This is a genomic window from Paenibacillus sp. 276b (assembly GCF_900107875.1).
Classification (GTDB): domain Bacteria; phylum Bacillota; class Bacilli; order Paenibacillales; family Paenibacillaceae; genus Paenibacillus; species Paenibacillus marchantiae.
The window spans coordinates 114,630-133,338 of sequence record NZ_FNRR01000007.1 but is presented as its reverse complement, the minus strand read 5'-3'; the positions used below and the strand labels follow the sequence as shown (position 1 = coordinate 133,338).

The 18,709-nt window shown below is 46.0% G+C and carries 14 protein-coding genes; 13 read left to right on the top strand and 1 reads right to left on the bottom strand.

Going from position 1 to position 18,709, the window contains the following annotated elements; genetic code table 11:
• Nucleotides 1-70: 70 nt before the first annotated feature.
• The 5 genes from BLV50_RS26150 to BLV50_RS26130 all read left to right on the top strand — a co-directional run bounded on the left by BLV50_RS26150 (nucleotide 71) and on the right by BLV50_RS26130 (nucleotide 4,221).
• Complete coding sequence (locus tag BLV50_RS26150) at nucleotides 71-1,039, top strand: sugar phosphate isomerase/epimerase family protein (RefSeq protein ID WP_024631039.1); 969 nt, start codon at nucleotides 71-73, stop codon at nucleotides 1,037-1,039.
• 24 nt (nucleotides 1,040-1,063) lie between these two features.
• Nucleotides 1,064-1,792: a ThuA domain-containing protein gene (locus BLV50_RS26145; RefSeq protein ID WP_090810713.1), complete on the top strand. Its 729-nt coding sequence runs from the start codon at nucleotides 1,064-1,066 to the stop codon at nucleotides 1,790-1,792.
• Between the two features lie 322 nt (nucleotides 1,793-2,114).
• Nucleotides 2,115-2,411 (top strand): winged helix-turn-helix transcriptional regulator, encoded by a 297-nt coding sequence (locus BLV50_RS26140; RefSeq protein ID WP_148661829.1) that lies wholly within the window; start codon nucleotides 2,115-2,117, stop codon nucleotides 2,409-2,411.
• Between the two features lie 167 nt (nucleotides 2,412-2,578).
• Nucleotides 2,579-3,310, top strand: coding sequence for a hypothetical protein (locus tag BLV50_RS26135; RefSeq protein WP_063565664.1), 732 nt, complete (start codon nucleotides 2,579-2,581; stop codon nucleotides 3,308-3,310).
• A 197-nt stretch (nucleotides 3,311-3,507) separates the two neighbouring features.
• Nucleotides 3,508-4,221 carry a hypothetical protein gene (locus tag BLV50_RS26130; protein ID WP_063565665.1) on the top strand — a complete coding sequence of 238 codons (714 nt, stop codon included), beginning with the start codon at nucleotides 3,508-3,510 and terminating at the stop codon, nucleotides 4,219-4,221.
• 82 nt (nucleotides 4,222-4,303) lie between these two features.
• Here BLV50_RS26130 and BLV50_RS26125 read toward each other — a convergent pair whose 3' ends face one another.
• Nucleotides 4,304-5,020 (bottom strand): Crp/Fnr family transcriptional regulator, encoded by a 717-nt coding sequence (locus BLV50_RS26125; RefSeq protein WP_063565666.1) that lies wholly within the window; start codon nucleotides 5,018-5,020, stop codon nucleotides 4,304-4,306.
• Nucleotides 5,021-5,450: 430 nt separating this feature from the next.
• On the opposite strand from BLV50_RS26125, the gene adhE reads away from it, so the two are divergent.
• From adhE to BLV50_RS26085, 8 genes are all read left to right on the top strand, one after another.
• Nucleotides 5,451-8,063: a bifunctional acetaldehyde-CoA/alcohol dehydrogenase gene (gene adhE / locus BLV50_RS26120; RefSeq protein ID WP_090810711.1), complete on the top strand. Its 2,613-nt coding sequence runs from the start codon at nucleotides 5,451-5,453 to the stop codon at nucleotides 8,061-8,063.
• 575 nt (nucleotides 8,064-8,638) lie between these two features.
• On the top strand, nucleotides 8,639-10,897 hold the full coding sequence (gene pflB, locus BLV50_RS26115) for a formate C-acetyltransferase (protein WP_090810709.1): 2,259 nt from the start codon (nucleotides 8,639-8,641) through the stop codon (nucleotides 10,895-10,897).
• An 85-nt stretch (nucleotides 10,898-10,982) separates the two neighbouring features.
• Nucleotides 10,983-11,735, top strand: a complete 753-nt coding sequence (gene pflA, locus BLV50_RS26110; RefSeq protein WP_090810708.1) for a pyruvate formate-lyase-activating protein — start codon at nucleotides 10,983-10,985, stop codon at nucleotides 11,733-11,735.
• 217 nt (nucleotides 11,736-11,952) lie between these two features.
• A complete protein-coding gene (locus tag BLV50_RS26105) occupies nucleotides 11,953-13,317 on the top strand; it encodes an extracellular solute-binding protein (protein ID WP_063565670.1) in 1,365 nt (454 codons plus the stop codon).
• A 164-nt stretch (nucleotides 13,318-13,481) separates the two neighbouring features.
• Nucleotides 13,482-14,366: a carbohydrate ABC transporter permease gene (locus BLV50_RS26100; RefSeq protein WP_063565671.1), complete on the top strand. Its 885-nt coding sequence runs from the start codon at nucleotides 13,482-13,484 to the stop codon at nucleotides 14,364-14,366.
• Nucleotides 14,366-15,196: a carbohydrate ABC transporter permease gene (locus tag BLV50_RS26095; RefSeq protein ID WP_063565672.1), complete on the top strand. Its 831-nt coding sequence runs from the start codon at nucleotides 14,366-14,368 to the stop codon at nucleotides 15,194-15,196. Before BLV50_RS26100 ends, BLV50_RS26095 begins: the two co-directional genes overlap by 1 nt.
• Before the next feature lie 31 nt (nucleotides 15,197-15,227).
• Nucleotides 15,228-17,069 carry a cache domain-containing sensor histidine kinase gene (locus BLV50_RS26090; RefSeq protein ID WP_079694127.1) on the top strand — a complete coding sequence of 614 codons (1,842 nt, stop codon included), beginning with the start codon at nucleotides 15,228-15,230 and terminating at the stop codon, nucleotides 17,067-17,069.
• Entirely contained in the window at nucleotides 17,066-18,700 is a 1,635-nt protein-coding gene (locus BLV50_RS26085; protein ID WP_090810706.1) for a response regulator, read from the top strand. The genes BLV50_RS26090 and BLV50_RS26085 overlap by 4 nt, the downstream gene beginning before the upstream one ends.
• The last annotated feature ends 9 nt before the right edge of the window (nucleotides 18,701-18,709 follow it).

The following is an 18,709-nucleotide window of genomic DNA, read 5'->3' as shown; positions in this document are numbered from 1 at the left end:
TATATTTATGCAGTTCATGGTTCATAAAACCAGCAATTAATATGATATTTAATCTAGGGAGGAATCGCACTTGAAACTCGGCGTATTTTTGGTACTATTCGGAGGACGTAAATTGGAGGATGCACTTGACTATGTTGCATCCAAAGGCTTGAAAGCAGTAGAAATCGGAACTGGTGGACATCCAGGGAATGCTCATTGTAAACCGGATGAGCTTCTGAGCAACCCGACAGCATTGAAAAACTTCAAAAATGCAGTAGAATCTCGCGGTCTGACCATCAGCGCACTGAGCTGTCACGGTAACCCACTTCATCCACAAAAGGATATTGCGAAAGGATTCCACGATGATTTCGTTAAGACGGTAGAACTGGCTGAGAAACTGGAAGTGCCTGTTGTAAACACATTCTCCGGTTGTCCGGGAGACCATGAGGATGCCAAATATCCGAACTGGCCTGTTGCACCATGGCCGAATGACTTCCAGGAAGTTCTTAAATGGCAATGGGACAACAAAGTTATCCCTTACTGGACAGAGTGGGGCAAATTCGCTGCAGATCACAATGTGAAAGTGGGACTGGAACTGCACGGTGGATTCTCTGTGCATACACCAGCTACCTTGCTGAGATTGCGTGAAGCAGCAGGCGAAGTGATTGGCGCTAACTTGGACCCGAGCCACATGTGGTGGCAAGGTATTGATCCGGTGCAAGCGATCCACATTCTGGGACGTGAAGGCGCGATTCATCACTTCCATGCGAAAGATACAACTATTGATCCAATTAACGTGAACAAATATGGTGTAACGGATATGCAGGATTATACAAACATGCTTGATCGTGCTTGGCAATTCCGCTCGGTCGGTTATGGTCACGATAACAAGACTTGGGCTGATATTATTAGTGCTCTGCGTCTGGTTGGATATGATTATGTCGTAAGTATTGAACACGAAGATGGTCTGATGTCGGTAGAAGAAGGATTCTCTAAAGCTGTGCAAAATCTCCAACAAGTATTGATTGAAGAGCCGCTGGGAGATATGTGGTGGGTTTAGAGTTACACTAGGGGGAAATTGAATATGATTAACGTCACCATTTGGAATGAATTTGTCCATGAGAAAATTCATGATGAAGTAAAAGAAGTCTACCCTGACGGTTTGCACATGGCGTTGGCAAACGGGCTGGGAGGCGAAGGCTTTGCCATTCGCACTGCAACACTGGATCAGCCTGAGCATGGATTAAGTGATGAGGTGCTGAATTCGACAGATGTGCTTATATGGTGGGGACATATGGCGCATGAGCGTGTGAGCGACGAGATTACACAGAAGGTTGCACAGCGAGTCCTGGATGGTATGGGGTTGATTGTGCTGCACTCTGGTCACTTCTCCAAGCCATTCAAAGCGCTGATGGGCACAAGTTGTGATCTGAAATGGCGTGAAGCTAATGAGCAGGAGATTATCTGGTGTGTGAATCCGTCCCATCCGATTGCCGAGGGAATCAATAGCAAGATCATTCTGGAAAAAGAAGAAATGTACGGAGAATTCTTCGATATTCCAGTACCGGATGAACTGGTGTTTGTAAGTAATTTCCAAGGCGGAGAGGTATTCCGAAGCGGATGCACGTTCCTCCGCGGTTCAGGAAAAATCTTCTATTTCCGTCCAGGTCATGAAACATACCCGACCTTCTACAATCCGGAAATTTTAAAAGTGATCAGCAATGGAGTGAAGTGGGCATATCCTACGCGCAACGTTAAGCGGGAATTTGGCTTCAGCGAGCCTGTAAGATCACTTGGTAACGTGCTGGTTTAAGCTGCAAATTGGCTGTATGAACGGATAAAATAAACGATATACCAAAGAACCCTTCTCCAAGTCAAGTATGACTGTGGCAGCTGGGTTCTTTTTGGGTAAGATAGCTACATGGGAGTTAGACGATATTTTCCCATGGTTCCGTTGTCCCATGTGATGTATACTGAGTTGTATCATCGAAGTTGAGTTATGCCCTTAAAATTTTAACTTTTTAGCGGCAGACGTTTTCTTTGAGACTTAAATATGTTATTATGAAATATACTAACTAAACGTAAGTTGAGTGATCTCTAAAGAGGTGATTAATGTGGAAGGCCAAGATCTGCGGATGTGTCCGCGCTTTGAGACGGCGTTTTCTTTCTTGGGTAAGCGCTGGAACGGTTTGATTATTCAAACGTTGATGAGTGGTTCGAAGCGGTTCAAGGATATCTCCAACCTGATTCCATCGATGAGTGATAAGATGTTGTCAGAACGGATGAAAGATCTGGAAAGCGAAGGAATTCTGATCCGTCATGTCTATCCGGAGACGCCAGTTCGTATTGAATATGAACTGACAGAGAAAGGCAAGGCGCTACAGCCCGTTATGAATCAAATTCAAGACTGGGCAGAGCAGTGGGTTGAGTAGTAACAGCTTCCCCGGCTCAAACTAAGTGAACTGATGGGATAAAGGCTCTTGATTTCCAGTGGAAATCAGGAGTTTTTGTCTTAAGGGTCCTGCACATGTTGTCGCGAGTTGTAGTATAATTGTAAATAAAATGGCCGCAGGCGGCCGGAGCGAGGAGGCCACTTGTCATGAGAGAAGAAAGCTTATCCCGTGAAGTACGCTACGGCAAGCAAGATATTGCAGAACTTGAGAGCGCATCCATCCAGGTACATTTAATCTACAAAAAAGCTGCGGAGCTATTTAAACGAACCTCATATTCCCCGTCGGTTAAGGATGATGTTGCAGGAGAGAAGACTCATTCCACGAATAGCAATGGTCAGGTAATGGCTCCGGCGGTACTGCAAAAATGGATTCAGACAGCAAGAGGCTGGAAATGTATTGGATGTGAACTGAGACAACCCGATTCCATCGGGGTTCAGGCCGAAGCCAACGTTCATGAAGAACGTGTGTATCTGGATGTGGGCGAAGGGCGTTTTGTTAAAGCGGAGATGCTGATTCAGGCGATTGTATGGTCACAATATGAGAAGATCCGCATGCTTGCGCCTTGGCTGGGTGATGACACCTTCTACACTGTACAAGAGCTGGATGTGATTGCCCGTTATATTGTACCTACCTATTTCTCTGAACGGCCGCTGCACGAGCAAGGCAAGGTATCCAAGGTACACCAATCATCGGGTCAGATTCCGCTCTACCAGGAATATGTGGATGCACCTTCGTTCTGTGTACAGGTGGATGGTGGATTACTTGAAGGGCGTTTGCTGACAGGCGTCTATGTGTCGGAGGAACAGTTCTTTGGGCTCAACCCGTATCTGAAGGATGGAGACGGAGGCCGTACCTACATGCAGGCTTGTGTTCAGTAAACATGCTACTTAATAGACCTTAATAATAATTAGGAGCCAAAGGGCCTGCTTGCAGGCTCTTTGTGTTGTACAAACCAGTTATGGACGCTGCTGGATGAAAAGTAACGGCATTGACACTTTTTTTGCATGAATTTTGTGCCATAATAGAGGTTATGGACAACAGGGTGAATGATTTTACGCAGGGTGGTGTTACCTACATGAAGAAGAGAATCCCCGGTTACATAGGTATATGTCTGCTTATTCTGGTTATATTAGCCGGGTGTAGCGAGACACAGCCTTCCGAACAGCCAATCGTCAAAGAGACCGAATCGCAGAATACTATTACTGTGGCAGTGGATGGCAGTACTTTTTTGCCTGACGCAACGAAGTCCATTAAGAGAGATTTTAGTGAAGGTCTGACGCTCAAGAAAGCACTATTGAACAGTGGACTTGTCGATTTTACAGCAGATGGCAAGCGGATCCAATCCGTGGGGGAAGTTTCTCTGGACTCCTCACTTAGCTGGGCGGTCAAACTGAATGGCAAGGATATTGACCCGGAAAATTGGGACATGGAGCTTCATGTCAAAGATGAAGTGATCATATATGTAAAAGCCGCTGACAGTGGGGGAGACGATGTTGTTTACCAAACAACATTACTCAAGGTGAGCGGTGGAAATATTATGCCAAATCTCAATCGTCAATATGCCGGGGTGTATGTTCAGGAATGTACTGTGCGTGATGTATTGAAGTCCAGTGGGATTGTAAGAATGTCGGAGAACAACAAATTCGTTGTTTCCGTTGAAAATGTAATTCCCCGGATGAACCAACGCTGGATGATCATGGTGAATGATAAGGAACTGATGGAAAACGGTTTGGACATGAAATTGAATCCACGTGATGCAGTAAAGCTCGAGTTGACTACTGTATCTTAAGCATAACAAAAGCCCAATCTTCGTTATAGAAGATGGGCTTTTTTCATTTGCGTATCAAAAGTTTTACAAGATGGGAAAAGCGTCAGATTCGGCAAATCTCGTTAGGACATAATTCACAGTGACAGATGCCCTGGAGCATGTGCAGATCCTTGATGACAATCATGCCGTTATCGTATTCAATGGCGTCTTTTTTACGCAAATCGCTTAACATGCGGTTGACACTTTCACGGGTCGCTCCAATCATATTGGACAGATCCGTGTGTGTTATTTTTTTATGAATCATGACATGCTCTCCATGGGGCTCGCCGTAGGAATTGGACAATCGAATCAGCGTGGAGCAGAGTGCGCCCGGTTTGCCATATAACATCAGATCACGGAATTTGGTTTGGGTTAACCGGTGATGGATACCCATCCATTTCATAAAGTCGATCGCAAAGTCACAGTGTTGGCAGATCAGCATTTCCAGGTCTTTATGCTCCAGTACGCCGATCTCACTATCCTCCAGCACTTCCGCCGAAAAGCTGTGTTTCGATCCGAAGAACGGATCAGCCTGCCCAATCATATCACCGGCTTGATACATGTACATAATCAATTCCTTGCCTTCATCCGTGGATTTGGTGATCTGAGCACGGCCTCGTTTCATATAATAAAGTTTGTCAGAGACATCTCCCTCCCAATACAGATGGGTTCCTTCCGGATAGGTTCTGTCCTTCATCGTTACGAGCAGATGGTTGAAATTCGCTTCCGAGAAACAGTTGGTATTTCCGCGTTTTTCCAGTACACTCAGTTGTTCTCTCATAAGTCTATCTCCCCTTTGTGTCCATCGGACGGCCTTCTGCAGCTTGGACTGGCCCCCGTGGTTCGCCGCAAACCGTTGCCGTCCTGATCAGGGTCATCTCTCGGCCGGGAAGGACGGTACAAATTGCGGTGGTTCAATTTTTAAGTTCAGTATATACCTTATCTTGCCGTTTGAGGGGCGTGGAAAGGGGGCAAAAATGGCGAAATTTCAAACATTGTGATTAAATTCACTTTCGAAAGGAGAGGATGAATCTGACAGCCCTATAGTTTAAATAGGAAGTGTAAATGGCTAAGTGAGAGACACTAAAAAACTTAAATTAAATTTGTTATACTTTGTGAAAAAAATCACATAATTAACTCTTTCCCCATGGTACGATGTGAATGTAAAGAAGAGAGACAAACCAATACGAACCTTTAGGAGGATGAGGGAGATGGCTGTAAAGAACGAAGTCGCCCCAGTAAAAGAACCGACAGCAGGTCAGTATATTCAAACGTTAATTGACAAAGCGAATAAAGCACATGCAGCATTCATGTCCATGGATCAGAAACAGATTGACCGCATCGTGCAAGCGATGGCGCTGGCAGGTCTGGACAAACATATGATGCTCGCCAAAATGGCCGTGGAAGAAACAGGTCGGGGTGTGTATGAGGATAAAATCACCAAAAATATATTTGCAACAGAATATGTGTATCATAGCATAAAATATGACAAAACAGTAGGGGTTATCGAAGATAACGAGTACGAAAGCTTCCAGAAAATTGCGGAGCCTGTCGGCATCATCATGGGGATTACCCCGGTAACGAATCCGACATCCACCACGATGTTCAAAGCACTGATTTCCATCAAAACGCGTAACCCAATCATCTTCGGTTTCCACCCATCTGCACAGAACTGTAGCCGGGAAGCCGCCAAAATCCTGCTTGATGCTGCAGTGAAGCATGGTGCTCCAGCGGATTGTATCCAGTGGATTGATGATCCTTCCATGGATCGCACAAACGCACTGATGAATCATAATGATGTGGCGCTCATTCTGGCAACAGGCGGATCAGGTATGGTACGGGCGGCATACAGCTGTGGTAAACCAGCACTGGGCGTAGGGCCAGGGAACGTACCTTGCTTTATTGAGAAAAGCGCAGATATCAATCAAGCAGTAACGGATCTGATTTTGTCCAAATCGTTCGATAACGGCATGATTTGTGCTTCCGAGCAAGCAGTCATCATCGAAGAACCGATCTTCGATCAGGTGAAAAAGAAAATGATCGCGAACGGCTGTTACTTCGTCAACAAGGATGAGGCAGCGAAACTGACCGCAGGTGCGATTAATGCTGAGAAATGTGCGGTGAACCCGGCGATTGTTGGTCAATCTGCAGTCAGCATTGCGCAAATGTGCGGTATCGAGGTCCCTGCTAACACCAAAATTCTCGTAGCCGAGATTGAAGGGGTAGGTACAAAATTCCCGTTGTCGGCTGAAAAACTAAGCCCGGTACTGGCTTGTTACAAAGTGAAAACGGCAGCTGAAGGGATTGAGCGTGCAGCAGAAGTGGTTGCTTTTGGCGGCATGGGTCACTCCTCTGTTATTCATTCGACAAACGAAGAAGTCATTAGCAAATTCGCAGATCGCCTGCAAACCGGACGGATTATCGTGAATTCGCCATCCACACACGGCGCCATCGGTGACATCTATAACACCAACATGCCGTCACTGACATTGGGCTGCGGATCGTATGGACGTAACTCGACTTCTTCCAACGTAACCGCTGTAAACTTAATCAACGTGAAAAGGGTGGCTCGCCGTACCGTGAATATGCAGTGGTTCAAAGTGCCGAACAAAGTCTACTTCGAAAAAGGTGCAACACAGTATCTTGCCAAAATGCCGGACATCACACGCGTAGCCATTATTACGGATGCCATGATGGTCAAACTCGGTTATGTGGAAAAAGTAGAGCACTATCTGCGTCAGCGTCAAATGCCAGTAGCCATTGAAGTGTTCTCTGATGTCGAACCTGATCCATCCACAACAACGGTAGACCGCGGTACGGAAATGATGCGCCGCTTCCAGCCAGACTGCATTATCGCTCTCGGCGGGGGATCACCGATGGATGCTGCCAAAGCGATGTGGCTGTTCTATGAATATCCTGACACGGATTTCAATGATTTGAAGCAAAAATTCATGGATATCCGCAAACGGATCTACAAATATCCACGTCTTGGCGTGAAAGCGAAATTCGTAGCGATCCCGACAACTTCGGGCACAGGTTCGGAAGTAACATCGTTCGCAGTTATTACAGATAAAAATCAAGGCAATACGAAATATCCACTGGCAGACTACGAGTTAACACCAGATGTAGCCATTGTAGACCCGGAATTCGTATACTCTCTGCCTAAAACCGCTGTTGCGGATACAGGTATGGACGTATTGACTCACGCCATTGAAGCATATGTATCCGTCATGGCGAATGATTTCACGGATGGACTCGCGATCAAAGCGATTCAACTGGTATTCCAATACCTCGAGCAATCTGCGCTGCAAGGTGACAAATTGGCTCGTGAGAAAATGCATAACGCTTCGACGATTGCCGGTATGGCTTTTGCCAACGCATTCCTGGGCATTAACCACAGCTTGGCACACAAATGGGGCGGTCAGTACCACACCGCACATGGACGTACCAATGCGATCCTGATGCCGCACGTCATTCGTTACAATGCGAAAAAACCGACGAAGTTTGCATCGTTCCCGAAATATTCGCACTTTGTTGCAGATGAGCGTTATGCCGAAATTGCCCGTATTCTGGGATTGCCTGCACGTACAACAGAAGAAGGGGTTACCAGCCTCATCAATGCGATTCGCAAACTCAACAAAACATTGGGTATTGAAGAATCGTTCCAGGAAATTGGATTCGACGCCAAAGACTTTGAAGCACATGTGGATTATCTGGCAGACCGCGCATTCGAGGACCAATGTACCACAGCTAATCCAAAACTGCCGTTAGTGACTGAACTGGCTGATGTATATCGCAACGCATTCTACGGCAAGTTTGAGTAATAACTAAAGCAACAGCAGGATTCAGGCAGATAGTCAGGGTTCCCCGAAAGGGGAGCCCCGATTGCCGTCTTTCCAGTAAAAAAAGGTAAAACGTAATCTTTGCAGTTGTCTTTTTTAAAAGAGGTTACACGGAATCCGTGATGTTACTTTTTGAACCAGGTATTCATACCATAACGGAGAGGGCAGAAAAAACTGAAGAAGCGAAGCGTTCGCCTTTATCCCCGTATTTTACCCTTTGAAAAATAAAATCAAAAAAATCCGGGGATAACAGCAATCGGAAGTTGTTCTGTCCGCGCAGTGGCTAAGTGTGAATTTGCAGGGTTCACCATGGCACAGCACAGGTGGAGTGAGGATGGTCACAAACTTTGTGATAAAAATCACAGATGATGAAAGAACGAAGACGTATACTGAAAATGTAAGAAAAACATTCATCCGCGGTTCCGGTTCCCAAGTAGAGAGAACATGTTCCGGCTCACATGTGAAATTTATCACATTAATCGCGGTTCTGGGCACAGATGAGACGAGTGAAGCATCCTGTCATGTGTCCGGAAATCCAAATTTGTGGAGGGATTACTATGTCGGTGATCGAAAAAGATGTCAAACAACAAACAGGCTGGAGAAACTTTACCAAAGGAACATGGACGAAATCCGTAGATGTGAATGATTTTCTGGCACGCAACTTATCACCTTACTATGGCGACGAAGCATTTCTTGCAGGTGCAACTCAGAATACGAAAGAGTTATGGGATATCGTATCCGATTTGACCAAAAAAGAGCGCGATAACGGCGGCGTACTTGATGTTGACGTAAACACGCCAGCAACGATTGTTTCTCACCAACCAGGTTATCTGGATAAATCCAAAGAACAGATTGTTGGTGTTCAAACGGATGCTCCATTCAAACGTTCCATTCAGCCATTCGGTGGAATTCGCATGATGATTGATGCTTGTGAAGCTTATGGTTTTGAAATGTCTCAAGGCGTCATAGATATATTTACGAACATCCGTAAAACACATAACCAGGGCGTATTTGATGCTTATACATCTGAAATGCGTGCAGCACGTAAAGCAGGGATTATTACCGGTCTGCCTGATGCTTACGGCCGTGGCCGGATCATCGGTGACTATCGCCGGGTAGCTCTGTACGGCGTGGACTTCCTGATTCGAAATAAAAAAGGTGAGCTGAATGCACTTGAAGTCGATGTGATTGATGAAGATGTCATTCGCCTCCGCGAAGAACTGTCCGAACAGATTCGTGCATTGCAAGAGTTGAAACAACTGGGTGAAATGCATGGTTTCGATATTTCTTTGCCAGCCACAACCGCAAAAGAAGCGTTCCAATGGCTCTACTTCGGTTACCTGGCTGCGATTAAAGAGCAAAATGGTGCGGCGATGTCGCTCGGACGTGTTTCTTCGTTCCTTGATATTTACATTGAACGTGACTTGCAAGAAGGCTTGCTAACTGAAGAACAGGCTCAAGAACTGGTTGACCATTTTGTTATGAAACTGCGGATCGTCAAATTCCTGCGTACGCCGGATTATAATGAATTGTTCAGTGGAGACCCAACATGGGTAACTGAATCCATCGGTGGCATGTCCGTAAATGGAGAAACCCGTGTTACGAAAAGCAGCTTCCGTTTCCTGCACACTTTGAACAACCTTGGTCCTGCACCTGAGCCGAATCTTACTGTACTTTGGTCCACCAAGCTTCCGGAAGCGTTCAAACAATACTGTACGAAAGTATCCATCGAAACGAGCTCCATCCAGTATGAAAATGATGATCTGATGCGTCCGATCTATGGAGAAGATTATGGTATTGCTTGCTGTGTATCTGCGATGAAGATCGGGAAACAAATGCAGTTCTTCGGTGCTCGTGCGAACCTGGCAAAAGCATTGCTGTATGCAATCAACGGCGGTCGTGATGAGAAATCGGGAGCACAAGTTGGACCTGAATATCCGGCGATCACAAGCGAAGTGCTGGAGTACAATGAAGTTATGAAACGTTTCAAACCGATGATGGAATGGCTCGCCAAACTGTATATGAACTCACTCAACGTCATTCACTACATGCATGACAAATACAGCTATGAGCGTATTGAAATGGCCCTGCATGACCGCGACATCGTACGTACGATGGCTTGTGGTATTGCTGGACTCTCGGTTGCAGCAGACTCTCTGAGTGCCATCAAGTATGCGAAAGTCAAACCGATCCGCAACGAACAAGGCATCGCAATTGATTTTGAAATTGAAGGCGACTTCCCTTGTTACGGTAACAATGAAGACAGTGTCGATAGCATCGCAGTTGAACTGGTGGAAAGCTTCATGGGCATGATTCGCAAACACAAAGCGTATCGTAATGCGATCCCAACACAGTCTGTACTGACGATCACATCGAACGTAGTGTACGGCAAGAAAACAGGTACAACACCGGATGGCCGTAAAGCAGGCGAACCGTTTGCACCAGGAGCGAATCCAATGCATGGTCGGGACAAAAAAGGTGCACTGGCATCCCTTGGCTCAGTAGCCAAATTGCCGTACGAACACAGCCTTGACGGGATCTCTAACACATTCTCCATCGTGCCTAAAGCACTCGGAAAAGAGTCAGATACACGTAAATCCAATCTGGTTGCCATGATGGACGGTTATTTTGGTCAAGGGGCACACCATCTGAACGTGAACGTATTTGATCGCCAGCAGTTGATTGACGCGATGGATCACCCGGAAAACTATCCGCAGCTGACAGTACGGGTATCCGGTTACGCGGTTAACTTCATCAAACTGACACGTGAGCAACAACTCGATGTCATTAACCGGACCTTCCACGGTTCGATGTAACTTGGGCTTAACTCAACGGTTCAAAGGAATAGAACCTCTATATTAAAGACGCACAGCGGATGCGATAAAGAAAGGAAGAGGCAGCATGGTTAATGGACATATTCATTCACTCGAAACTTTCGGGACGGTTGACGGCCCAGGCATCCGCTTCGTGCTTTTTATGCAGGGATGTCTGCTCAAATGCCAGTATTGTCACAATCCGGATACATGGGCACTGGATGGTGGCAGGGAAATGAGCGTGGAGGAGGTACTGGCTGAAATCGAGCCATACCTGTCCTACTATCGTAGTTCCGGCGGAGGACTTACGGTATCCGGCGGAGAGCCAACATTACAGGCTCATTTTGTAGCCGAAGTTTTCAAAGAAGCAAAACGCCGCTGGGGATTGCATACTACGCTGGACAGCAACGGTTTCAATGAACCGGATCGAATTCATGATTTGTTAGATAACACGGACCTGGTTTTGTTGGATCTGAAGCACATCAATGATGAGAAACATATCAAGCTGACAGGCAAATCCAACGAGAGAACATTGCGCACCGCACAATGGTTATCGGACAATGGACGAAAAATGTGGATTCGCCACGTGTATGTGCCAGGGATTCACAATGAGGAAGAAGACTTGCTCAATCTGGGGCGGTTTATTGGAACGCTAAATGGAGTCCAGAAGTTCGAAATTCTGCCTTATCATCAGATGGGTATTTACAAATGGCAGGCGCTGGGGAAAGTCTATCCGCTCGATGGAGTTCCTTCTCCAAGTGATGAGGAAGTAGAGCGGGCGTATCGTTTGATTGAACAAGGTCGTACGGAAACAGCGGGCATGACTTGCTCCAATAAGTAACAACAGTTATATACAGATCTTCCAACCAAGCAGTCTTTGCGAACATGTTTCGCAGGGGCTGTTTTTTTGCTGTTATCAATTGTAAATGCAAGATTATTTGTCCAGTGAAGGATTTTATCCCTCCATTGATGAATTGTCATCCTTACGATGTAAGCTACAACTTTTTATAATCAGAGTGTAAAGCCAAATGCTCAATATCTTGAGGGGGGTCATACGAATGAAAAAAGGAATGACATTACTGCTTTCATTATTGCTTATCACATCATGGACATTGGCAGGTTGTTCGAGCTCAACTAACGAACCACAACAGGGAGCAGGCAATACGCCTGCGGAGCCAAGCAAGGAACCGGTTGAGATGCTTCTCCGTCACACTCAGGTGGGTGCCGACAAACAAAAAAGGCTGGCCATTCTGCAGGACGTTGTGGCCAAAGTGGAGAGCGAAGTACCCAACCTGACCTTTACACTGGACGGAGTTGAATCCGATGTAAACCGTAAGGAGAAACTTCGTGGTGAGATGGCAGCAGGCAATCCGCCGGATATCTTCGAATTGTTCGGTAGTCCAGACTCCAAAGTATATGCTAAAGAAGGCATGTTGTTGGATCTCACGCCGATCTTGCAAGAGCTGGGCATTCAGGACCAATTTTCATCGCTTGAACCATTCACCTATGAAGGCAAAGTGTACGGACTGCCTATTGGGGGATCGGGTGAAGGATTCTTCTACAATAAAGAGTATTTTACGCAAAAAGGTTGGAAAGCGCCTTCAACAATGGCTGAGCTGGATAATATGCTCGCTGAGATCAAGGCTGATGGCAAGGTGCCACTTGCTTCTGCTTCCAAAGCAGGCTGGGTTCCACTCATGTTAACGAACCATCTGTGGTCCCGTTACGCTGGACCTGATATTACGGCGAAGTTTGCTACAGGCGAAGCCAAGTGGACTGATCCAGGCGTTGTCGCAGGATTCGCGAAGCATAAGGAATGGGTGGATAAAGGTTACTTCAAAAAAGGCGAGCTTGGTTATGAATATGCTGAATATACAACTCAATTTACGAGCGGTGAAGCGATTCTGATGTATGACGGAACGTGGAAATCGTCTGTATTCAAGGAAGGACAGAGCGGGGAGTCGCTCATTGGCAAAGTTGGTTTCTTCAATATGCCTCCGGTAGAGAACGGTGTAGGAGATCAGACAGCCCTGATGCGTGATGTCAATAATGGATACGGTTTCTCTGCAGCGGCTGCGGATGACCCGCAGAAGTTGGCGGCTGTTAAAGCCTTTATCAAAAACTTCTACAACGAAGATATGCAAGTACGTGGGCTCGTAGAAGACGGTGTGTTACCAGCGATGAAACTGGATGAAAAAGTGCTGACTGACAGCATCACCGACGATTTAATGAAAGAAATCGTAGCTGTTCTGAATGCATCGCAGACTTCTTTCCCGGCGTTTGATGCACTCGTTCAAGCTGATGTTACGACAGAGATCGGCAACCTGCAAATTCAGAAGCTGGTTGGTGGACAGACTACGCCAGAGAAAATGGCCGAAGAATTGCAAAAGGTTCAGGAAGAGGCTAATGCTTCAGTAGAATAAGCGATCTATCAAGCAAAGAAACGTACCTGCTAACACCATGCTGGTTTACCCCGGTTGGAACACTGCCGGGGTAAAACCCTTGGTCCTATCTAAAGAATTACACTGCTGAGGAATCTGCTCTATATATGAGCATAAGAAGTTGAAGTCACTGAAGGAGGTAGATCATGAATACTTCACTCCGCAGCCCGCTGATCTATACGTTGTTTGTGTTGCCGGCACTGATCTTGTTTATCATGTTTTTCCTGTATCCTATCGGCAGTTCACTCTATTACAGTCTGACCAGTTGGAACGGTGTATCCGCAGAGCCGCGTTTTGTGGGACTGTCCAACTATGCAAAAGCATTGACAGATGAACGTTTTTGGATTTCAACTCGCAATAACGGTTTCTTTATCGCATTTTCTGTTTTGATCCAGGTGCCTCTCATTGTGCTGTTTTCCCTGCTCATTGCGAATGTAAAGAAATTGAAGGGATTGTACAAAACAGCCGTCTTTTTGCCGTCCATTATGTCAACGGCAGTCATCGGTATTCTGTGGGGATTCATCTATGAGCCTAACATCGGCCTGTTGAATCAGTTACTTGAAACCGTAGGTATTTCGCCGGTCTATTGGCTATCCGATAATCGGTTCGCAATGATATCCATTCTCGTAACCAATGCTTGGCAGTGGACGGGATTCTATATTGTCATGGTTTTGGCGGCCATTCTGGCTATTCCCAAGGATCTGGATGAAGCGGCAGCCATCGATGGAGCAACAGCCGTACAAAGAGCATTCAAAATTACATTGCCACTTATCAGACCTATCATTTCCGTCGTCATCATGTTATCCATTGCCGGGGCGATGAAAGCAGCTGATATTGTTCTGGTTATGACCAAAGGTGGACCTGCAGGCTCTACCGAAGTGCTTGCCACGTATATGATCAAATACGCGATTACCAATTTTAAATACGGTTATGGCAATACGATTGCGGTTCTGATCTTTGCTCTGACGCTTGTGCTCACCGCGGTATATCAGTTGCTGGTGGCGAGACGCAACGAAAGGGTGGAATATTGATGGTAAAGAACATAAAAGGCAGTATACCTCATGTTTTGTTAATGTTGTATCTACTTGCGATTCTGTTTCCCTTTTTATTCGTAATCTTTTCTTCATTCAAGCAGGATAACAACGAAATTGCATTGAATCCGTTCGGTCTGCCCTCCACTTGGGTGTTTAATAACTACGTGGAGGCTTGGGTAAATGCCAAGATTGGTACGTATTTCTGGAACAGTATGTACATTTCTGTCTTGTCCTCAGTCGGAACGATTGTGCTTGGTGCCATGTTTGCTTTTGCTATAACGCGGATGAGACACCGCAAATGGAGCATGTTACTGTACAGCCTCATTCTGGCGGGCATGCTGATTCCAAACAATGCGCTCATGCTGCCGATTTATTTGCTTGTCCGCAAGCTCGGCATTTTGGATACTCATTTGGCGCTGATCATTCCTTATGTTGCGAATGCAATTCCGTTCACGATTATTATTTTGGCTGCTTTTATGCGGTCGCTCCCTGGAGAAATTGAGGAAGCCGCGGTTATGGATGGGTTGAGGGCTCCGGGTATCTTTGCTAGAATAGTGATACCCCTTACAGTTCCAGCCATTGTTACGGTGTTTATCGTGAATTTCCTCGGCAACTGGAACGAATTTTTACTCGCCAACTATTTCTTATCCACCGATAAACTGCGTACACTGCCTGTCGGCATGGTCCAGTTTCGTGATCAGTATCAAATGAACTATGCCCAGATGTCAGCAGGCATTGTATACAGTGTTGTACCGGTTGTTGTAATCTACGCCATATTGCAGGAGAAAATCATTGAAGGCGTAACGGCAGGTAGTGTTAAAGGTTAATTAACGATGCGTTATATAGGGAGAACGGGAAATGAACTTGCGGATGAAGCTGGCCATGGCCTTTCTGTTGCTCATCATTGTACCGATGTGCACGCTTGGAATCGGCATGTTCTTGGTCACATCACATACGATTGAGAAAAAATACAATCAGCAGTCTGAATATGCACTCCAGGCGATTAGCTATAATATCGAGAATGTTTTTCAGCAGATCAACAATGTCACGGACAATGGCATTGCCACTTCGGTATTCCAGATGGCTTTGAACGCCAAAGATCCGAGCAAACAGGATCTTGGAATCGGTAATCAATTGTCGCTGAATGCCAGCCAGCGTAATTTCCGTTCCCTTTTATACAACTACCCGTTCATTAGTTATGCCTTCTTGTATGATTTGCGTCCGCGTTCGTCTCAGGATAACCAGATAGTTTCTATATTTACGAAAGAAAATTTTCAAGCGCTTCCTTTTCAACAATTTAAAGTTCATCCAATATTCAAAGAAATCCAGGAACTCAACGGAGTGCCCAAATGGCTGGCCCCTTTGGAATATCCTGAACTAACGGGCGTAGAGCCTGTCTTTACTCAGATTCGGTTAGTCAAGGAACTCAGTTATTTTCAGAATATCGGGGTCCTTGTGGTTCAGATTAAAAAAGGGGAGATGGACCGCATCTTCCGTCACTTGCAAGTAAGTGATCCTGCACAGGAAACTTCGTTCCTACTGATCAATGAAGAGGGGCTGATCGTATACGATCCTTCCGGACGTTACAGCGGAGAGAAGATGGAAAATCTGGGTGTGCGATCTGGAATTTACGGACCGGGGTTCAGCAGCACCAGAGCAGTGTTCGATGGCAGTGAAAGCATCATTTCACAATATCATCTGAAAAACTATAACTGGAGCCTGGTCAGTGTCGCTTCATGGGAAGCATTATCGGCAGAGACGAATGTGTTCGCAGGCTGGTCGATTATTATCATTCTGCTGTGTCTGCTTGCTGCGATGGTTTTCAATGTGTTCTTCATGAACCGGATTACCGGCAATATTGCGGTACTCGTGCGCTTCATGAGGCGTGTAGATGACGGGGATTTTAATGCCCGGGTCGAAGGAAGTGGCTTTGACGAGATGCAATTACTCGCCCAAGGGTTCAATGAATTGCTGGATCGGATCGGAGGTCTGTTCCGACGTGTGCGTGCTGAGCAGGAACAGAAGGCCAAGGCAGAACTGCGTGTGCTTCAAGCCCAGATCAAACCTCATTTTCTATTTAATACGCTGGAATCCATTAACGGACTAGCCATGAGGGGAGAAGGGCGTAAAGTAAGTGAAATGGTGACACGTCTTGGCAATATGCTGCGCATCAGTATTCAGGATCAGGAGGAGATTTCGCTCAGTGAGGAGTTAAGGCACTTGCAGAGTTATCTTGAGATCCAGCATTACAGGTTCAGTGATTTGTTCCGGTATGAGATCGATATTCCATCTCATCTATACACCTCATCTGTGCTCAAACTTACCCTCCAACCTCTTGTGGAAAATAGTATTCAGCACGGGTTCGAGGGAATTGAATATCAGGGTGTACTTCGGATCAGTGCATTTGTGGAACGAAATAACCTGGTGCTGCGAGTTGAGGATAATGGGATCGGTATTCCCCAGGAAATGTTGGCCCGATTCGAATACATGGCAGAAGACCCACCTGAATACATCATGGCTGAGGGAACGAAGCCACTGTCTTCAATGGCAGAGCGTCGAGGGCTGGGTTTAAGAAGTGTTGCAGATCGGATAAGGATTCAATATGGGGCCGGATACGGGGTGTTTATATGTTCATCTCCGGGACATGGTACCATCATTCAATGTATTATTCCACAATATGAGCAGGGGGAAGATGAATGAATCTAACCGCGTTGCTGGTTGACGATGAGCTGCCGATTTTGGAGAATTTGAGTTTTATTTTGCCATGGGAAGACATGGGCATTGAAATTGTGGGTACGGCTAGAAGCGGGTCAGAAGCACTGGACAAAGTTGCAGAATGCCACCCTGACATCATGTTATGTGATATTCGTATGCCCTCCATGGATGGTCTGGAACTGATTCGAATATTGAGGGAACAAGGTGAAACTTGTGAGATTATTTTGCTGACAGGATATCAGCAGTTCGAGTATGCCCGTACGGCCATCCGTTACAATGTCCATGAATACATATGCAAGCCAATCGATTACCTGGATCTGGAACATAAATTGCGTGAGCTTGCTAGTCAGATTCAGAAGAAACGGTTGGAAGTGGAGGCTGAACGCCACCGCAAATCGGAGATGGAAGTATGGGTGAAGCACAAACATATCATTGACCTGATGCGAAAAGAGGAAGATTCGTTATTTTCTTTTCCTCCTTCTTCCCCGGAACAACATGCATCCTCGTTACGGTATATCCTGCTGCTTATCGATGTTTCGGGGTATTTTAAGCATTCGATCGGATGGTCTGGGACCCGGCACCAAAGCTGGCATGGAATGTTCCGTTCTAGGCTTAGGGAAATTACAGACCGGATCTGTGAAGGAACTCTGCTGATTTCGGCCCGTAAGGGAGAATGGTGCATGTTGGTGGAGGCATCAGATGAATGGAGACTGCGGGCAGATGCATTGGCTCAACAGGTTCAGATGGAATTAGATGCGACATTTGAGCCCGGTTCAGGTATGAAGACAAGGGTCATTCAGGATGTTATGCCTGTGAAACTGGATGATCAGATGGCTGAGCGATACCGGCACTGTCAGCGTTTGCTGATCATGAATGATTCTAATCAGCGCAGCGATGAGTTGGGAAAAGATTCTGCTGAGCATTCCATCATGTCAACCAAAGAACCTTCCAGAAGGGCAACGATGTGGATTACAAAAGAGGATTTGGACTTGATCACTCGCTGGATCAGACAGGGAAATAAACAGGGATTGATTGACTTGCTCGTTATGCTCAAACATCGGATGAGCGAGCATAAGAGTGCGCTGGATGGCGTAGCCGAAAACAGCCTGCGTTTTCTGCTTGTACATATGCTTCGTGAATTGCGCGAAGTACATGTCATGGCTGAACAAGACGAAATGCACTTCTGGAGTGCATTGCATTCAGCAACCTCCATTAAGGAATTAATCGAACTGGCAGAGGCGCTTGCTCATGTTTGTCATGATAAGAAAAGTGTACCTCGCCCTTCTGTGTCTGAGTTGATCAGTTCTGCGTGCGAGTATATGAACGCCAGACTGGAATGTGATCTGGGGATTGATGAGGTAGCTGATTGGCTGGGCATCAGTCCGGGTTACTTTTGTCAGCTTTTCAAAAACCAGATGGGCGTAACCTTTGTTGAATATATGACCCATAAGCGGATGGAGAGCGCAGCCTTATTATTAAGTACAACGGAATGGAGTATTACAGCCATTGGAGAAGCAACGGGGTATAAGGAGCGGCGATATTTCTCCAAAGTGTTCCATAAACATTTTCACATGAAACCATCAGAATTCAGGTCAAACCAAAGAGCAGGTTCATAATGGGGAGGA